We start from the raw sequence: 16206 nt of genomic DNA on the forward strand, positions 1-16206 counted from the left end.
GTGATGTCCTGTTACAAAAGGATAAAAAGGAGAAAAAAATGAGCGAGGTAAAGAAAATCAACATTGCCCTGCTTGGTCTGGGAACAGTGGGTACCGGAGTTTACAAGGTTTTGAAGAGCCAGCAGGAAGAAATGCCCTGCAAGATTGGCGCAGAACTTGTGATTAAGAAAATTCTGGTCCGCAACCTGGAGAAGGCTGCAGCCAAAGTGGATGATCCGTCAGTTCTTACGAATGACTGGAACGAAATCATTCAGGATGGGGAGATTGAAATCGTCATTGAAGTAATGGGAGGGATGGAACCCGCCAAAACTTATATGATGCAGGCCCTTGCGGCAGGGAAAAATGTAGTAACAGCCAACAAGGATCTGGTTGCTGTTGATGGAAAAGAGCTGTTGGATATGGCAGCGCTCAATCAGAAGGATTTCTTGTTTGAAGCCGCAGTTGCGGGTGGAATTCCGATCATACGGCCGCTGAAGCAGTGTCTGGCTGGAAATCATCTGTCGGAAGTCATTGGAATCGTAAACGGCACCACTAATTTTATATTGACTAAAATGACCGAAGATGGCATGGAATTTGCAGATGCGCTGGCAATGGCTACGGAACTGGGATATGCGGAAGCAGACCCTACGGCAGACGTTGAAGGTTTGGATGCAGGGCGTAAGGTGGCAATTATGGCATCTATTGCATTCAATTCCAGGGTAACCTTCCAGGATGTGTATACGGAAGGAATTACGAAGATTACGGCAACCGATATCCGCTATGCCAAGGAAATGGGATGCCACATTAAGCTGTTAGGCGTTGCCAGGAATACAGAGGGCGGAATAGAAGCAAGGGTACATCCCATGCTGATTCCAAGTACGCATCCGTTGGCGGCGGTAAATGATTCCTTTAATGCAGTATTCGTCCATGGAGATGCAGTGGATGATGCCATGTTCTATGGCAGAGGAGCCGGGGAATTACCAACAGCCAGTGCCATAGTAGGGGATGTATGCGATATTGCCAGGAATATCCGGTTTGGGTGCACCGGCAGGATCAGCTGTACCTGCTATAAGAATTTGCCGATTATGAAAATTGAAGATGTGAGAAGCCGCTATTTCCTGCGTATGCAGGTGGAGGACCACCCAGGTGTATTGGCAAGTGTAGCCAGTGTTTTCGGCAACAATGGAGTAAGTATCGAGAAGATTATTCAAAAGACAAAACGAGGTGATCTGGCTGAAATTGTCGTGATTACAGATTCTATTGAAGGGCGGCATTTTGATGATTCCCTGAAAATATTTGCAAGCATGTCAATGATCAATGAAATTTCAGCAGTAATCAGAGTGTACGGGCACTCATAAAATACAGACAGGATGGAAGAGAAAACGTGGAAAAACTATTTAAATTAAAAGAAAATCATACGAATGTAAAAACGGAAATCATCGCAGGTATTACCACATTTATGGCTATGGCCTATATTTTAGCAGTAAACCCGAATATTTTGTCAAGCACCGGTATGGACAAAGGCGCAGTCTTCACTGCAACAGCCCTTGCTTCTTTGGTAGGAACACTGTGTATGGCGTTATTCGCAAATTATCCATTCGTATTAGCCCCGGGAATGGGATTAAATGCATATTTTGCCTATACCATTGTGGCTGATATGGGATACAGCTGGCAGGTAGCGCTGGCCGCAGTCTTTGTAGAAGGTATTATCTTTATTCTTCTTTCGGCAGTTAAAATCAGAGAAGCGTTGTTTGATGCAATCCCTATGACTTTAAAACATGCCGTGAGCGTGGGAATTGGTTTGTTCATCGCATTTATCGGATTGCAGAATTGCCACCTGGTATTAGGGGGATCAACTTTGGTTACCCTGTTTTCAATGAAAAAATTCCAGGGGCTTAATGAAGGAATGGGAAGTTTCCAGGATGTTGGGATTACAGTGTTATTAGCAATTATCGGTATTATCATTACAGCAATTATGGTGGTCCGTAAGGTAAAAGGAAATATTCTGTGGGGAATGCTGATTACCTGGCTTTTGGGGATCGTTTGCCAGCTCACCGGCTTATATGTTCCCAATGCGGAAATCGGACTGTTTTCTTTAATTCCGGATTTCAGCGGCGGAATATCCATTCCCGATATATCACCGGTATTCTTTAAAATGAGCTTTTCCGGTATGCAGATCGGACAGTTTGCCATGGTAGTGTTTGCTTTGTTGTTCGTAGACTTGTTTGATACCCTGGGGGCACTTATTGGACTTGCAACAAAGGCAGACATGTTAGATAAAGACGGAAAACTGCCGCATATCAAAGGTGCATTGATGGCGGATGCAGTAGCTACAACGGCAGGTGCGGTATTTGGAACGTCCACCACTACCACATATGTTGAAAGCGCAACCGGAGTTTCAGAAGGAGGCCGTACGGGACTCACAGCGGTAGTAGCAGCAGTACTGTTCGGATTAGCGTTGTTCCTGTCTCCAATCTTTCTTGCAATTCCGTCTTTCGCTACAGCACCGGCATTGATCATGGTAGGATTCTTTATGCTTTCCAATGTAACCAAGATCGATTTCAATGATATGAGAGAAGGAATTCCGGCATTTATCTGTATTGCAGCAATGCCATTCTTCTATAGTATTTCAGAAGGTATCGCAATGGGAATGATCTCTTACGTGGCACTTCACCTGGCATCTAAGAAGGTAGAACGTAAGAAGATGAGCGTTATTATGTACATTTTAGCGGTATTATTTATCCTGAAATATTTGTTCTTATAAGGATTTAGGGATAGGTTTTATGGATATAGGGACGCTTTGCAGACAGATGTAGTGCCTGGAAAGAGAAGGGGGCGGACCATTCTCTTTCCAGGATGCAGTTTATTGATAGAAAGCTGGTTTTCTCAGCATGGTGGGACCCTGGGGGTATAACATGCTGGACGATGAAATTGTAAGCTCGAGGGGGTAAAGCGTTGCCAATCCAAATTTACAGCTGTAAAACAGGTATTGTATGATCCGGCAGGAGAATTACAATACCTGTTTTAATTTATGCAGATGATTTGTGAGGAAGGCAATTTTGCGTACACATAAGGTAAGTAAGGCAATAAATTGGTGTAGTTGATGAAATATTTCACTTTGCAAAAATTAATCGGGGGTATTGTTGACAAGAAGCCCAACCATCATGTAAAATAAGCTTTTGAGAACGTTAATAATTTATTTAAATAAAGGAGAAAATATCATGAGTAAGAAACCAACCGTTTTGATGATACTTGATGGATATGGATTGAATAAGAAGGAGCAGGCAAATGCAGTAGCAGAAGCAAACACTCCGGTAATGGACAAGTTAATGGCTGAATGCCCGTTTGTAGAAGGTCAGGCAAGCGGAATGGCAGTTGGACTTCCGGAAGGCCAGATGGGTAATTCAGAAGTAGGACATCTGAACATGGGCGCCGGACGTATTGTATATCAGGAGCTTACCAGAATCACCAAAGAGATTCAGGATGGTGATTTCTTCAAAAATGAAGCATTATTAGATGCAGTAAGAAATGCAAAGAAAAATAATACGGCACTCCATATGTTTGGTTTATTATCCGATGGCGGAGTTCACAGCCACAATACACATGTATATGGTCTGTTAGAGCTGGCTAAGAAAGAAGGCCTTGAGAAAGTATATGTACACTGCTTCCTGGACGGACGTGACACACCTCCTTCTTCCGGTAAAGGATATGTGGAACAGTTAGCTGACAAAATGAAAGAGATCGGCGTTGGCGAGATCGCATCTGTAATGGGACGTTATTATGCAATGGACAGAGATAACAGATGGGACAGAGTGGAACTGGCTTATAATGCTATGGTAAATGGCAAAGGAGAGACCGCTGAGTGCGGACCCTGCGGCGTTCAGAAATCCTATGACGCAGACAAGACAGATGAATTCGTACTTCCTACCGTAATGGTAAAAGACGGAGCACCGGTTGCAACCATCCAAGATAAAGATTCCGTAATCTTCTTTAACTTCAGACCGGACCGTGCAAGAGAAATTACCCGTGCTTTCTGCTGTGATGATTTCGATGGCTTTCCACGTGAAAAAAGATTAGATCTGACTTATGTTTGCTTTACGGATTATGATGAAACAATTCCTCATAAAGAAGTAGCTTTCCATAAAGTGGCAATTACCAATACATTTGGCGAATTCCTGGCTGAAAATCATCTGACACAGGCCAGAATTGCAGAAACAGAAAAATATGCACATGTTACTTTCTTCTTTAACGGAGGAAAAGAAGAGCCAAATGCAGGTGAAGACAGAATTCTTGTAAAATCTCCAAAGGTTGCTACCTATGATTTAAAACCGGAGATGAGTGCTTATGAAGTTTGTGATAAGTTAGTTGAAGCAATCAAATCGGATAAATACGATGTGATCATCATTAACTTTGCAAATCCGGATATGGTTGGACATACTGGTGTAGAAAATGCAGCTATTAAAGCAATTGAGGCAGTTGATGCATGTGTTGGAAGAACCGTGGCAGCTCTTGAAGAAGTAAATGGACAGATGTTCATCTGCGCAGACCATGGAAATGCAGAGCAGTTAGTTGATTATGTAACAGGAGTTCCGTTTACTGCACATACAACAAATCCGGTTCCGTTCATTCTGGTAAATTATGATAAGGACTATACATTGAAAGAAGGCGGATGCCTGGCTGATATTGCACCTACATTAATTGAAATGATGGGGATGAAGAAGCCGGCGGAGATGACAGGGAAATCGTTGCTGATCAAAAAATAAGGGATTCTTATGCAAGGGGGCGTGATGCACCGAAAGGTGCGGGCGCTCCTGTTTATATATTTAAAAGTGCAGATTTATTTGAATATTTGACGGAGGTTTTGGATATGGTAAAGGATATTGTGAAATCGGCTATTATGATTAAGCTGAAATGTAAATCGGAGAGTCCTTTGATTTCGCCGGCGGAGTTTTGCTGTGCGGCGGGTGTGGCAGTGAAGGTAATTGGGCTGGGTGAAAGATTTGTGGAGAAGTTTCGGTCTTTGGACTCTGTGGCGGAGATGAAGGAGGTTTTGTTTCCGGAACTGGAAGCGGTGAAGGAGGAGTATCAGGAGGATGCCGTAAATAAGAGGCTTATACATTTGCTCCTTTCCTGCAAGGTGGAAGGGGAAGTGACGGATGAGCTCCGTGAGATATTTGATATGGGCATGCACTGATTTTTTTGATTATTTTATGAAATAAATGGGCACACTACTCTCTAAAGGAGGGCAATGTTCTATGTTTGAATATATACCAATTGTCGATGTTTACGGAAGAGAGATCCTGGATTCCAGGGGAAATCCTACAGTGGAAGTGGAAGTACTGGCGGAAGGCGGTGCGATTGGAAGGGCAGCGGTTCCTTCTGGAGCATCTACCGGACAGTTCGAAGCGATGGAACTTAGGGATGGGGAAGAACGTTATCTGGGACAGGGTGTTTCCCAGGCAGTACATCATGTGAATACAATCCTGGCTGATGCAGTTATCGGTGAAAACGTGCTGCAGCAGACTACGGTTGATAAAATACTTTTAAGAGAAGATGGAACCAGGAATAAATCGAGAATTGGAGCAAATGCCATATTGGGAGTTTCCATGGCAGTTGCCAAAGCAGCTGCCCAGTCACTGAAACTGCCTTTGTTTCGTTATATGGGCGGAATGCAGGCGGGAGAACTTCCGGTTCCGATGATGAATGTGTTAAATGGCGGATGTCACGCAGATAACACCGTAGATCTTCAGGAATTTATGATTATGCCCAAAGGAGCGAAAAGCTTTCATGACGGATTGCAGATGTGCTCGGAAATTTATCACAATCTAAAGAAAATTATTAAAGCCAAAGGACTGTCTACCGGTGTCGGAGACGAGGGCGGATTCGCACCGGATCTGCCGGATGCATCAGCAGTGATAGAATTGCTGATAGAGGCAGTGGAAAAAAGCGGCTACCAGATGAAAAAGGACATTGTTATAGCCATTGATGCAGCAGCATCTGAACTATACGATGAAAAGAAGAGAGTTTATTATTTTCCGGGTGAAAGCCAGATGAAGGGGCACCGGGTAGAACGTACGGCAGATGAGATGATAGAGTACTACAAGGAGATGACGGATAAATATCCGGTTGTATCTATTGAAGACGGTTTGTTTGAGGATGACTGGGAAGGCTGGCAGAAGCTGACGCAGGAATTGGGTGACCGGATTCAGCTGGTTGGGGATGATTTATTTGTTACTAATCCCGAACGTTTGAAAAAAGGAATTGAGCTGGGAGCGGCAAATGCAATCTTAGTCAAGGTCAATCAGATTGGTACGCTGACAGAAGCATTTGAGGCCATTTACATGGCGCAGCGGGCAGGATACCGTACGATTATTTCCCATCGTTCCGGAGAGACAGAAGATACCATCATCGCGGATATAGCAGTTGCAACGGGAGCGGGGCAGATCAAAACAGGAGCACCGTGCAGGAGTGAGCGGGTAGCCAAGTATAATCAGCTCCTTCGTATCGAGGAAAATTTTTAAATTATTGACTTTTTTTCCAGCCTGTGGTAAACTCAATATTGTCGTTTAACATAGGAGGTGCAGAGCGTGGAAGTTTTAAAAATGATCCTTACTATAATTTATATCTTAGTATGTATTGCGTTGACAGTAATTGTATTGATGCAGGAAGGCAAGTCAGCAGGACTTGGTACAATTGGTGGAATGGCAGATACTTACTGGGGCAAGAACAAAGGACGCTCCGTAGAAGGTGCGCTTGTTAAATCCACCAAGTTCTTGGCAATTGGATTTATCGTGCTGTCAGTAGTATTGAATCTTAAGTTTTAAAGTTAGAAGACACTCTTGTAGTTACTGCAAGGGTGTTTTTTTAAACCATGTCGAAAAACATGGAATATAGTCAGTGTATCTAAGGTTGTGCCGGCGGGTAGGTTTCAGGCAGACAGATTTACCGGGCACCGTAAAAATAAACAAGCAGATGCTGCCAACTAAGAAAGAGAGAAAATGAATGAATCAAGAATTATTAGATAAGAGAAAGAAAGTCATATACGATATGATTTGTGATAAACAATACATTCCGATGAAGATTAAAGAAATCGCGATCTTACTTCAGGTTACAAAAGAAGACCGCCCGGCGCTGGAACTGGTACTGGAAGAGTTAATCCGGGAAGGAAAAATTGAAATATCCAAAAGGGGCAAATATAAAAAAGCAGAGGATACATCCCTTGTAGGGAAATTTATCGGACATCCAAAAGGATTTGGATTTGTAGAGATCGAAGGCAGGGAAGAAGATATTTTTATCCCGGAAACTGCAACCGAAGGAGCAGTACATCAGGATACAGTGCAGGTAGCGCTTGTTCCGGGAAAGAACGGAAAACGACAGGAGGGTGCCATTATTAAGATTCTGGAACATGGCATGAAGGAAGTAGTCGGAACCTATCAGCAGAGTAAAAATTTTGGCTTTGTCGTACCTGATAATTTAAAGCTGACCAAAGATATCTTTATCCCTATTGAGCGCTCAAAAGGGGCTGTGAACGGGCATAAGGTAGTTGCAGAAATCACAGATTACGGTACAAAAACGAAAAATCCGGAAGGAAAAGTCAAAGAAATTATCGGGCATATAAATGATCCGGGAACGGATATCCTTTCCATCGTTTATGCCTATGAGCTGCCCCTTGATTTTCCGGAAAAAGTAATGAATCAGGCACAGCGCATGCCCGATGAAATCATAGATGGTGATATGGAAGGCAGAAAAGATCTGCGTGATTTGCAGACAGTAACCATTGACGGTGAAGATGCAAAAGATTTGGATGATGCCATTTCCCTTACAAAAGAAGGAAATATTTATCATCTGGGAGTTCATATAGCGGATGTAACCAATTATGTACAAGAGAACAGTGCATTAGACCGGGAAGCCTTAAAAAGAGGTACCAGCGTTTATCTGGTAGACCGGGTAATACCTATGCTTCCTCACAAATTGTCCAACGGAATCTGTTCCCTGAATCAGGGTGTAGACAGACTGGCACTGAGCTGTATCATGGATGTGGATGAAAAAGGAAACGTCATCAGTCATGAAATAGCAGAAACTGTGATTAACGTAGACCGAAGAATGACTTATACCAGCGTAAAGAAAATCCTGACAGAGCAGGATGAAGAAGAACGCTTAGAATATGAATCACTGGTACCAATGTTTGAACTCATGCAGGAACTGGCAGGTCTATTGCGGGAGAAGAGAAAGCAGAGAGGTTCCATCGACTTTGACTTCCCGGAGACTAAGATTATTCTGGATGAAAAAGGAAAGCCCCAGGAAATCAAACCATACGACCGCAATATAGCGACTAAAATTATAGAAGATTTCATGCTGCTGGCAAATGAAACCGTAGCAGAAGACTATTACTGGCAGGAACTTCCCTTTGTATACCGTACCCATGACACACCGGATCCAGAAAAAATAGAAAAGCTGGCATTGTTTATCAACAACTTCGGATATGGAATTAAAAACAGCAAAAATGATATCCATCCCAAAGAATTGCAAAAACTGCTGGCAAGAATCGAAGATTCGCCGGAAGAAGCCATGATCAGCAGATTAACTCTGCGTTCTATGAAACAGGCGAAATATACACCGGAATGTACCGGACATTTTGGTTTGGCAGCGCAGTACTACTGCCATTTCACGTCACCGATACGCCGCTATCCCGATCTTCAGATCCACCGTATCATCAAAGACAATCTTCGTGGCAGAATGAATAACGGCAGGATCAAACATTATGATGGAATTCTGACCCAGGTTGCCGATCAGTCCAGTAAAATGGAACGCCGTGCGGATGAGGCAGAGCGGGAGACAGATAAGCTGAAAAAAGTGGAATATATGGAAGCCCGTATAGGTCAGTGTTTCCAAGGTGTTATTTCCGGAATCACAAGCTGGGGTCTGTATGTAGAGCTGCCAAATACCATAGAGGGTATGGTTCATGTTACTCATATGTACGACGACCGCTATTATTATAAGGAAGAAACTTATGAAATGTTCGGTGTAGACACCGGTAAAATATATAAACTTGGACAGAAATTAACCGTAAAGGTAATAGACTGCGACCGACAGAGCCGCACCATCGATTTTGAGATCGCAGAAGAAGGGGGAGAAAGTTAAGTGGGAGCACAATCCATTAAACTGATAGCAAATAATAAAAAAGCGTTTCATGATTATTTTATAGAAGATACCTATGAAGCAGGCATATCTCTGCATGGAACAGAAGTAAAATCCCTTCGCATGGGGAAATGCAGTATCAAAGAATCCTTCGTCCGCGTTGATCGCGGCGAAGTATTCATATATGGAATGCATATCAGTCCTTATGAGAAAGGAAACATTTTTAATAAAGATCCGCTGCGGGTGAAAAAGCTTTTATTACACCGCTTTGAAATCAACAAGCTGACCGGTAAAATGAAAGAAAAGGGATTTACACTGGTTCCGCTTAAGGTTTATTTTAAAGGAAGTCTGGTAAAGGTGGAAATCGGACTTGCCCGAGGTAAAAAACTCTATGATAAACGACAGGATATAGCAAAAAAAGATCAGAGAAGAGAAGCAGAGAAGGAATTTAAGATCCGGAACCTGTAGAAGAGATCACATAAAATTTGTTTAGTACCAGAAAAGAGCCAGAAAAGAACCCAACAAGAGCCAAATAAGAGCCAAATAAGAGCGTATGCAGGAGGAAATCGGTATGGTACCCACATCAAAAGAAGACTTGACAAAACTGGTAACCCAGGCTACTTTAGAAACTTATGAAGAATTATCACCTCAGCTGATCGTACTGCTGGATCAGGTGAAACACAATGATCAGTTAACAGAATCCCAGAAAAACGACGAGATCATGCTGAACATGATGGGATATGTTAAATCCTGTACCAATGAAATCATCATTGAAGTATTATCAGAAATTCTCGGACTGGATTAAAGAAAATATATTTTTCGATTAAAGGTTTTCAAATGTAATGAATTATTGGAAATATATTTTCTAATCTAATTGACAAAATATAGAAATGGTGCTATATTAAAATAGTAATAGTTACTGATATTAAAAAATACAAAGGAGGATTTTACACATGGAATTAAAAGGATCAAGAACAGAAGCGAACTTACAGGCAGCATTTGCAGGTGAAAGCCAGGCAAGGAACAAATATACATATTATGCAAGCAAGGCAAAAAAAGAAGGATATGTTCAGATCTCAAATCTCTTCTTAGAGACAGCAGATAACGAAAAAGAACATGCAAAAATGTGGTTTAAATTATTACATGACGGTATGCCGGATACCCTTACAAATTTAAAAGATGCTGCAGAAGGCGAAAACTACGAATGGACTGACATGTACGCAACCTTTGCAAAAGAAGCAAAAGAAGAAGGTTTTGATCAGATTGCATACTGGTTTGAAGAAGTAGCAAAAATCGAAAAAGAGCATGAAGAAAGATATCGTAAATTGTTAGCAAATATCGAAGAAGGCAAAGTATTCATTAAAGGTGAAGAAGTAGCTTGGCAGTGTTCCAACTGTGGACATATCCACTATGGTACAGATGCTCCGGAAGTATGTCCGGTATGTTCTCATCCACAAGCTTATTTCCAGATCCAGGCTAAAAACTTCTAAAAATCATTACATAAATTTTATTAAGAATAAAACGGGTAAATCTGTGTGCATATATAATAGGAAGAAATAAGTTATCGGAATGATAATTAGTGTGCAGCGGATATGAGTTGGAATATATTTAAATATAATGAAACACAGTAAAATAGCGAAACGAAATAAATGAACGAAACGTGATATAACATATTGTAACGTGAGATATATAGTAATCAAAGATATGGAATAGATATCGAAATAATGTTGAAAATGCTGCGTGGTAATTATTTAAGCGCAGCATTTTCGCATATGATAAAGGTTTACATAATATGTTAATACAAAATATCTGAATAACCTTGACATTCCTAACAATATCAACTATAATGGAACAACTGAGAAACATAAATATTAATTTATATTTCTAAAATGCAAACGTCTGCAAAACCAAATACACCTGATCAGGGGTTGTACTGGTTTCGACGGGGGTTTTGCAATTGGAGAAGCCATCCGTGGGCCGGGACCACGCAGCAAACCGGACAAAAAATATAAACGCAGACGATAATTATTCGTTAGCAGCAGCCTAATGCTGCTTGTCGGCCTTGGGTCACTCACAGCTTAAGTCACCGGCATCAAATAATGTGAGGCACTTTGTTTCCAAAGCTTTGAGGGAATAAAAGAACTTATGAAGCTACTAAAGTCTGCAGCTTGTCATTAAGCGGCAGATAGAGGGAATGTTAAATTAATGACTGTGATGGGAGATGCTTCAATGAATAGGCTTTCGGACAGGGGTTCGATTCCCCTCAGCTCCATCTATAAAATGCTATAGGTTCTGAACGATAACAGAGGCTATAGCTTTTTTTTGTGTAAAAACCCACTATTCTGGTATGAATTACATATGTTTCTCATAATTCCGGTTGCACATTATTGTATAAAAATTTATACAATTGCAAATAAGGGAAATGTAACAAACAACCACGTTTATGACATAAATGACAATTGGCGGGGATTGACATATTCACCAAAAAGTAGGATAATAACTCTGTAGTTGGAGAACGAGCATCCGACAAAATATGCCAAGGCAAAAAATTATAAGGAGGTAGTGTTATGAAACGAATCACGAAAAGCATCATGGTGATTATGGTTATGTCGTTGTTCTTCGGATTAACTGCGAATGCTGCTGTTAAGAGAGTAAGAATTACTAAACCGACCACAGAATCAAGCGCAGTTGTTTGGTTAAAGAAAGGTTATACGATAGTAGATCTGAAAGCCAAAGTTTCTGTAACGGATAATAGCAGCAAGGCTGTGACTTATAAGTCCAGTAAAAAGTCTGTTGCTTCCGTTGATGAAAAGGGTCGCGTTACCTGTAAAAATCCGGGTCAAGCTACAATCACGGTAACTTCAAAATCTGATAAAACAAAAACAGATACGATTACGCTGAATGTGAGACAAAAAGTTAAAACAGTGTCTGCTAGTAAAAAGAGTTTTAAATTATATGTTGGGAAAAAAGCATCAATCAATCCTACATATTCTCCGGATACAGCAGTATTTGATCGTTGGGGTTACAAAAACTACAATAGCAAGATTATAAGCGTTAGCAAAGATGGTGTTATCACAGCAAAGAAAATTGGTAAAACAACTATTACAGTTAAAGCTTATGATGGATTCAAAAATGGTTCAGATGCATGGACGAAAATCTCAGTAGAGGTTAGACCTCGCTATGTATCTTCTATTGTACCAGAAAGAAAAACGGTTGAATTGGGTGTTGGAGGAAAACTTTTGTTAAGCCCAAAAGTATCTCCTTCCAGTGCTACGAACAAAGATCTTTCTTTTAAGACCAGTAATTCGAAAGTAGCAACAGTAAGCAGTAATGATATTGTAACTGCAAGAAGCATAGGAACTGCTACAATTACCATTACAGCAAAAGACGGAAGTAAGAAGAGTACTACAATCAGAGTAAAAGTACATGATACCGTTAACGTTAAGAGTGTTGATTTAAAAGCTACAAGAAGTACTTTAACAGTTGGTGGAGCAAGAACAAAACTGACTGCTGTAACTAATCCTTCTGATGCAACTGTTAGAACGACATCTTATTCTACCAGTAATAAGGCAGTTGCGATTGTAGAAAAAACCAGCAAAGGTGTTGCAATGGTAAAACCTGTTGGACCTGGTACAGCTACAATTACAGTTAAGATTACAGATGGTAATTTGAACAAAGTTTATGGCAAGGTTACGGTTAAGGTTGTTCAGCCTGTAACGGGTGTTACGCTTAATACTTCAAATTTAGTACTTTCTACTGACAGTACATTTGGAGATGTAACAGCTCAGTTAACGGCAAATGTCCTTCCACAAAATGCAAGTAACAAAAATGTTACATTTGTATCCAGCAACCCAAATGTTGCAGCTGTTAATTCTTCTACCGGTCTTGTAAGTGCTAAGGCAGCCGGTACTGCAAAAATTACGGTTACGACAGCAGATGGTAAAAAGACAGCTTCTGCAGATGTAAAAGTAAATGGTGTTACTATTAACAAATTAGCGGTTAAGAAAAATGTTAGTACAGGTAACACAATTGAATTGTATGTGAATGGAAAAATGTCCTGGGATGAAAATAAGACTTCGGAAATCAGAGAAACATTGAATCGTTTTGTTGGGGATTTAGTTACGGCTGCAAAGAGTAACTTCCCAGAGTTTGCAAAAGCTTTCAATGTTGTTATGAATGGACAGACTTATAATGTTACATTAGGAAAAGATGGATTTACATTTACAAAAGATGGAAAAGATATGTTCCCAATGTTAAACGGTAAGTCATTTGATGTAGTGAAACTCACCTTTGCTCGTGGTGTGAATTCAGATCAGATCCAGAAACTTATTGATGGCATTAGTACAGGATTAATAGCTTTAGGCGACAAAGAATATAAATTTGATGGCGGACTATTTGTTGAAAGAGGTGTTTCAAAATCTAATATAACGAATATTTCCTTAAAAGATAGTCAGATCGTATTTAATATCAATGGAACTAAAGCTGCAGTTGGTACAAATAACGCAGGAGAATTAGTAATTAAAAATTCACCTGAAGTTGCTAATACAATTTATGAAGTATTCAGAAATTACCTTGTAGTAGTACAATAACAAATATCAGTTGATATTTTAAACCAAAGTTAGAAGGCAGAGGTGCCTGAAAATGGTGCCTCTGCTTTTTACCTGAAATAGGATTGGCAGGAAAAGTTATCCAGGACAGACGGAGGAACCTTAAATGAAAAAGTGGAAAACCCCCATTATATTTGCACCCATACTACTATCGGCAGCAATGACGATGACAGTATACGCTGGTGACATAAATGGACCGGAATCGAGTATCATAGGAGCGGCAAGCGGGACATTTACCTATAATGGAAGAACATATGTGGCAGGAAGCGAATATCTTGGAATGCTGCAGGCGAAGCTGGCCGAAGATGGGGTAGACTTGACACAGGCGCAGGCTGACGAATTAATAGGGCAGATGTATGCTTCTGTGGGCAGCGGAGTGAATCAGGGATATCTGGTTCCAACGGATGGAGGAGATTCGGGAACGGGACAGCCTTCAACAGAACCTGATACATCAGGAAGCGATAACGGCAATGGAAACGGTTCGGGAACAGGCGATAAGAAGAAACCGAATAATAAGAATGATAAAGATAAGACGGATACAGACAAACCGGGAAGTGACACAAATGAAGGCGGAGCAAATGCAGCGGGCGATGGAAAAGACAATTCAAATTCAGATACATCAGATAAAAATGCATCTGCATCTATAAATTCAGATGATAGTAAAGGCGATAGAGATAGCAAAGATTCCAAAGATGCATCGAATAAAAGTCAAAAAGAAACAGATATAGCAGAGAAAAAGAAAAAATCTGAACTCTTGGATGATAATGTATACACAGATACATCTAAAGAAGAGCAGGATTACATAGATTCATTAATTAAGAATGCAGAAGGGACAAAAGGTCTTACCGAAAAAAATGATCCATCTGCAATTAACAAAGAAAATAAAGGAAACAGCTTAACCAGCATCCTTGCAAATAAAGGTCCTGTAGCAGCGATTGGTGTATTGATAGTCTTGGGTATCATTGTTGTAATACTGGCTATACGCAAGATTCGCAGAAGCGTAAAAGGATCTAAAATAGACGTAACAAATTACATAGACATGCATAGCCACATTTTACCAGGTGTAGATGATGGTTCGAAAGATATGGAAACGACAATGAAAATGGTAGACATTGCGTACCAGCAGGGAACACGTAAAATGATTGCAACCCCGCATTACCATATCGGACATCATAAAAAAAGTAAAGTAGAGTTAGAAGAAATTTTACAAAATACTCAAAATAGGATCCATGAAAAATACCCTGATTTTGATCTATACTTAGGAAACGAGTTATTCTGTTCAGATGGAATCATCAGAAGAGTAGAAGAGGGGAAGGCATTAACCCTGGCAGGCAGCCGCTATGTACTGGTAGAATTCAGGACAGATGAATCCTATCGTAAGATTTATGAAGCGGCAGCAGGATTTTTACGTGCAAGATATATTCCAATCATTGCCCACGTAGAGCGTTATAAAAATGTAATGGATAATCCCCAGAATTTAAAAGAACTGAAAAACGCAGGGGCATTACTTCAAATGAATCATGCAAGTGTGAAAAGGCACTTGAAATTGATAAAAAATGGCGATATTGATTTCCTGGCAACAGATTGCCATGATGCAGGTCACCGCACTCCGGAAATCAAAGAGTCATTGCAGCATCTGGGAACCATCTGCGATTCTGCGCAGATTAAAAAAATGTTAGTAGACAATCCAGAATGCATTTTACAAAATAAATACATTTAGAGAAAGGTAATTACGAATGGAAACCAATCAATTACAAAACGACGAAGTGGAAATTGACTTAAAAGAGATATTCTTTGTCCTCTTGCACAAATTTTGGATTATAGTATTGGCAATGGTAGTATGTGCCGGAGTTGCCGGAATATTTACAAAGACAATGATTACACCCCAGTTTAAATCTTCATCAATGTTGTATATTTTGACAAAGTCAACAAGCATCACATCCCTGGCAGATATACAGATGGGATCACAGCTAACAAAAGATTATTCTATATTAGTGGAGAGCCGTCCGGTTCTGGAAGAAGTAATCAAAAATCTGAAACTTGATCTGAAATATGAAGAGCTGTTAAAGAAGATTGAGATCTCAAATCCGGCTGATACACGAATTATAACAATTACAGTGACAGACCCGGATCCAAAAATGGCGAAGACAATTACAGATGAAGTAGCTGAAGTTGCTTCTGATCGTATTGCAGATATTATGAAGCAGGAAGACAAACCAAGTATTGTCGAGAAAGGTCATATAGCAGAGACAAAAAGTAGTCCTAGTACAGTTAAAAATTGTGCCATTGCCGGTCTCTTAGGAGCAGTAGTTGCAGCATTTATTATAATATTAATCTTTATGATGGACGATACCATTAAAACAGCAGATGACATTGAGAAGTATCTTGGAATCACAACATTAGGAACAATACCAACTGGTGATAAAAGTAAGAAACAATCCAGACAGAGAAAATTACCATTCAGGCGGTAAGGAGAAGAGAT

General features: G+C 40.4%; 13 protein-coding genes and 1 other RNA gene. All 14 read left to right on the forward strand.

From position 1 onward, the window contains the following. Nucleotides 1-38 precede the first annotated feature (38 nt). Entirely contained in the window at nt 39-1337 is a 1299-nt protein-coding gene (locus RHS_RS04685; RefSeq protein ID WP_047832477.1) for a homoserine dehydrogenase, read from the forward strand. Nucleotides 1338-1363: 26 nt separating this feature from the next. Next, entirely contained in the window at nt 1364-2743 is a 1380-nt protein-coding gene (locus RHS_RS04690) for an NCS2 family permease (protein ID WP_044292864.1), read from the forward strand. A 457-nt stretch (nt 2744-3200) separates the two neighbouring features. Beyond that, on the forward strand, nt 3201-4742 hold the full coding sequence (gpmI, locus tag RHS_RS04695; RefSeq protein WP_044292862.1) for a 2,3-bisphosphoglycerate-independent phosphoglycerate mutase: 1542 nt from the start codon (nt 3201-3203) through the stop codon (nt 4740-4742). 104 nt (nt 4743-4846) lie between these two features. After that, on the forward strand, nt 4847-5173 hold the full coding sequence (locus RHS_RS04700) for a DUF3837 family protein (protein WP_044292860.1): 327 nt from the start codon (nt 4847-4849) through the stop codon (nt 5171-5173). A 61-nt stretch (nt 5174-5234) separates the two neighbouring features. Beyond that, nucleotides 5235-6500, forward strand: a complete 1266-nt coding sequence (gene eno, locus RHS_RS04705; RefSeq protein WP_027293858.1) for a phosphopyruvate hydratase — start codon at nt 5235-5237, stop codon at nt 6498-6500. Nucleotides 6501-6581: 81 nt separating this feature from the next. Then, a complete protein-coding gene (gene secG, locus RHS_RS04710; RefSeq protein ID WP_377140450.1) occupies nt 6582-6803 on the forward strand; it encodes a preprotein translocase subunit SecG in 222 nt (73 codons plus the stop codon). Nucleotides 6804-6981: 178 nt separating this feature from the next. Beyond that, nucleotides 6982-9120, forward strand: coding sequence for a ribonuclease R (gene rnr / locus RHS_RS04715; RefSeq protein WP_044292858.1), 2139 nt, complete (start codon nt 6982-6984; stop codon nt 9118-9120). After that, on the forward strand, nt 9121-9585 hold the full coding sequence (smpB, locus tag RHS_RS04720; protein ID WP_027293861.1) for an SsrA-binding protein SmpB: 465 nt from the start codon (nt 9121-9123) through the stop codon (nt 9583-9585). Nucleotides 9586-9688: 103 nt separating this feature from the next. Continuing rightward, a complete protein-coding gene (locus tag RHS_RS04725; protein WP_027293862.1) occupies nt 9689-9922 on the forward strand; it encodes a hypothetical protein in 234 nt (77 codons plus the stop codon). A gap of 148 nt (nt 9923-10070) precedes the next feature. Continuing rightward, the gene (gene rbr / locus RHS_RS04730; protein ID WP_027293863.1) at nt 10071-10607 is read left to right on the forward strand and encodes a rubrerythrin; all 537 of its coding nucleotides are present in this window, start codon (nt 10071-10073) and stop codon (nt 10605-10607) included. A 434-nt stretch (nt 10608-11041) separates the two neighbouring features. Beyond that, nucleotides 11042-11392, forward strand: a transfer-messenger RNA (tmRNA) gene (gene ssrA / locus RHS_RS30110). A 292-nt stretch (nt 11393-11684) separates the two neighbouring features. After that, nucleotides 11685-13706 carry an Ig domain-containing protein gene (locus tag RHS_RS30115; protein ID WP_395021312.1) on the forward strand — a complete coding sequence of 674 codons (2022 nt, stop codon included), beginning with the start codon at nt 11685-11687 and terminating at the stop codon, nt 13704-13706. Between the two features lie 124 nt (nt 13707-13830). After that, nucleotides 13831-15444, forward strand: coding sequence for a CpsB/CapC family capsule biosynthesis tyrosine phosphatase (locus RHS_RS30120; protein WP_395021314.1), 1614 nt, complete (start codon nt 13831-13833; stop codon nt 15442-15444). 16 nt (nt 15445-15460) lie between these two features. Continuing rightward, entirely contained in the window at nt 15461-16195 is a 735-nt protein-coding gene (locus RHS_RS04745) for a YveK family protein (RefSeq protein ID WP_047832478.1), read from the forward strand. The last annotated feature ends 11 nt before the right edge of the window (nt 16196-16206 follow it).

The organism is Robinsoniella sp. RHS, assembly GCF_001029355.1.
Classification (GTDB): domain Bacteria; phylum Bacillota; class Clostridia; order Lachnospirales; family Lachnospiraceae; genus Robinsoniella; species Robinsoniella peoriensis.

Coding starts and splice junctions, on each gene's coding strand:
- RHS_RS04685 (WP_047832477.1), top strand. CDS start 39: ATGAGCGAGGTAAAGAAAATCAACATTGCCCTGCTTGGTCTGGGAACA.
- gpmI (WP_044292862.1), top strand. CDS start 3,201: ATGAGTAAGAAACCAACCGTTTTGATGATACTTGATGGATATGGATTG.
- RHS_RS04700 (WP_044292860.1), top strand. CDS start 4,847: ATGGTAAAGGATATTGTGAAATCGGCTATTATGATTAAGCTGAAATGT.
- eno (WP_027293858.1), top strand. CDS start 5,235: ATGTTTGAATATATACCAATTGTCGATGTTTACGGAAGAGAGATCCTG.
- secG (WP_377140450.1), top strand. CDS start 6,582: ATGATCCTTACTATAATTTATATCTTAGTATGTATTGCGTTGACAGTA.
- rnr (WP_044292858.1), top strand. CDS start 6,982: ATGAATCAAGAATTATTAGATAAGAGAAAGAAAGTCATATACGATATG.
- RHS_RS04725 (WP_027293862.1), top strand. CDS start 9,689: ATGGTACCCACATCAAAAGAAGACTTGACAAAACTGGTAACCCAGGCT.
- rbr (WP_027293863.1), top strand. CDS start 10,071: ATGGAATTAAAAGGATCAAGAACAGAAGCGAACTTACAGGCAGCATTT.
- RHS_RS30115 (WP_395021312.1), top strand. CDS start 11,685: ATGAAACGAATCACGAAAAGCATCATGGTGATTATGGTTATGTCGTTG.
- RHS_RS30120 (WP_395021314.1), top strand. CDS start 13,831: ATGAAAAAGTGGAAAACCCCCATTATATTTGCACCCATACTACTATCG.
- RHS_RS04745 (WP_047832478.1), top strand. CDS start 15,461: ATGGAAACCAATCAATTACAAAACGACGAAGTGGAAATTGACTTAAAA.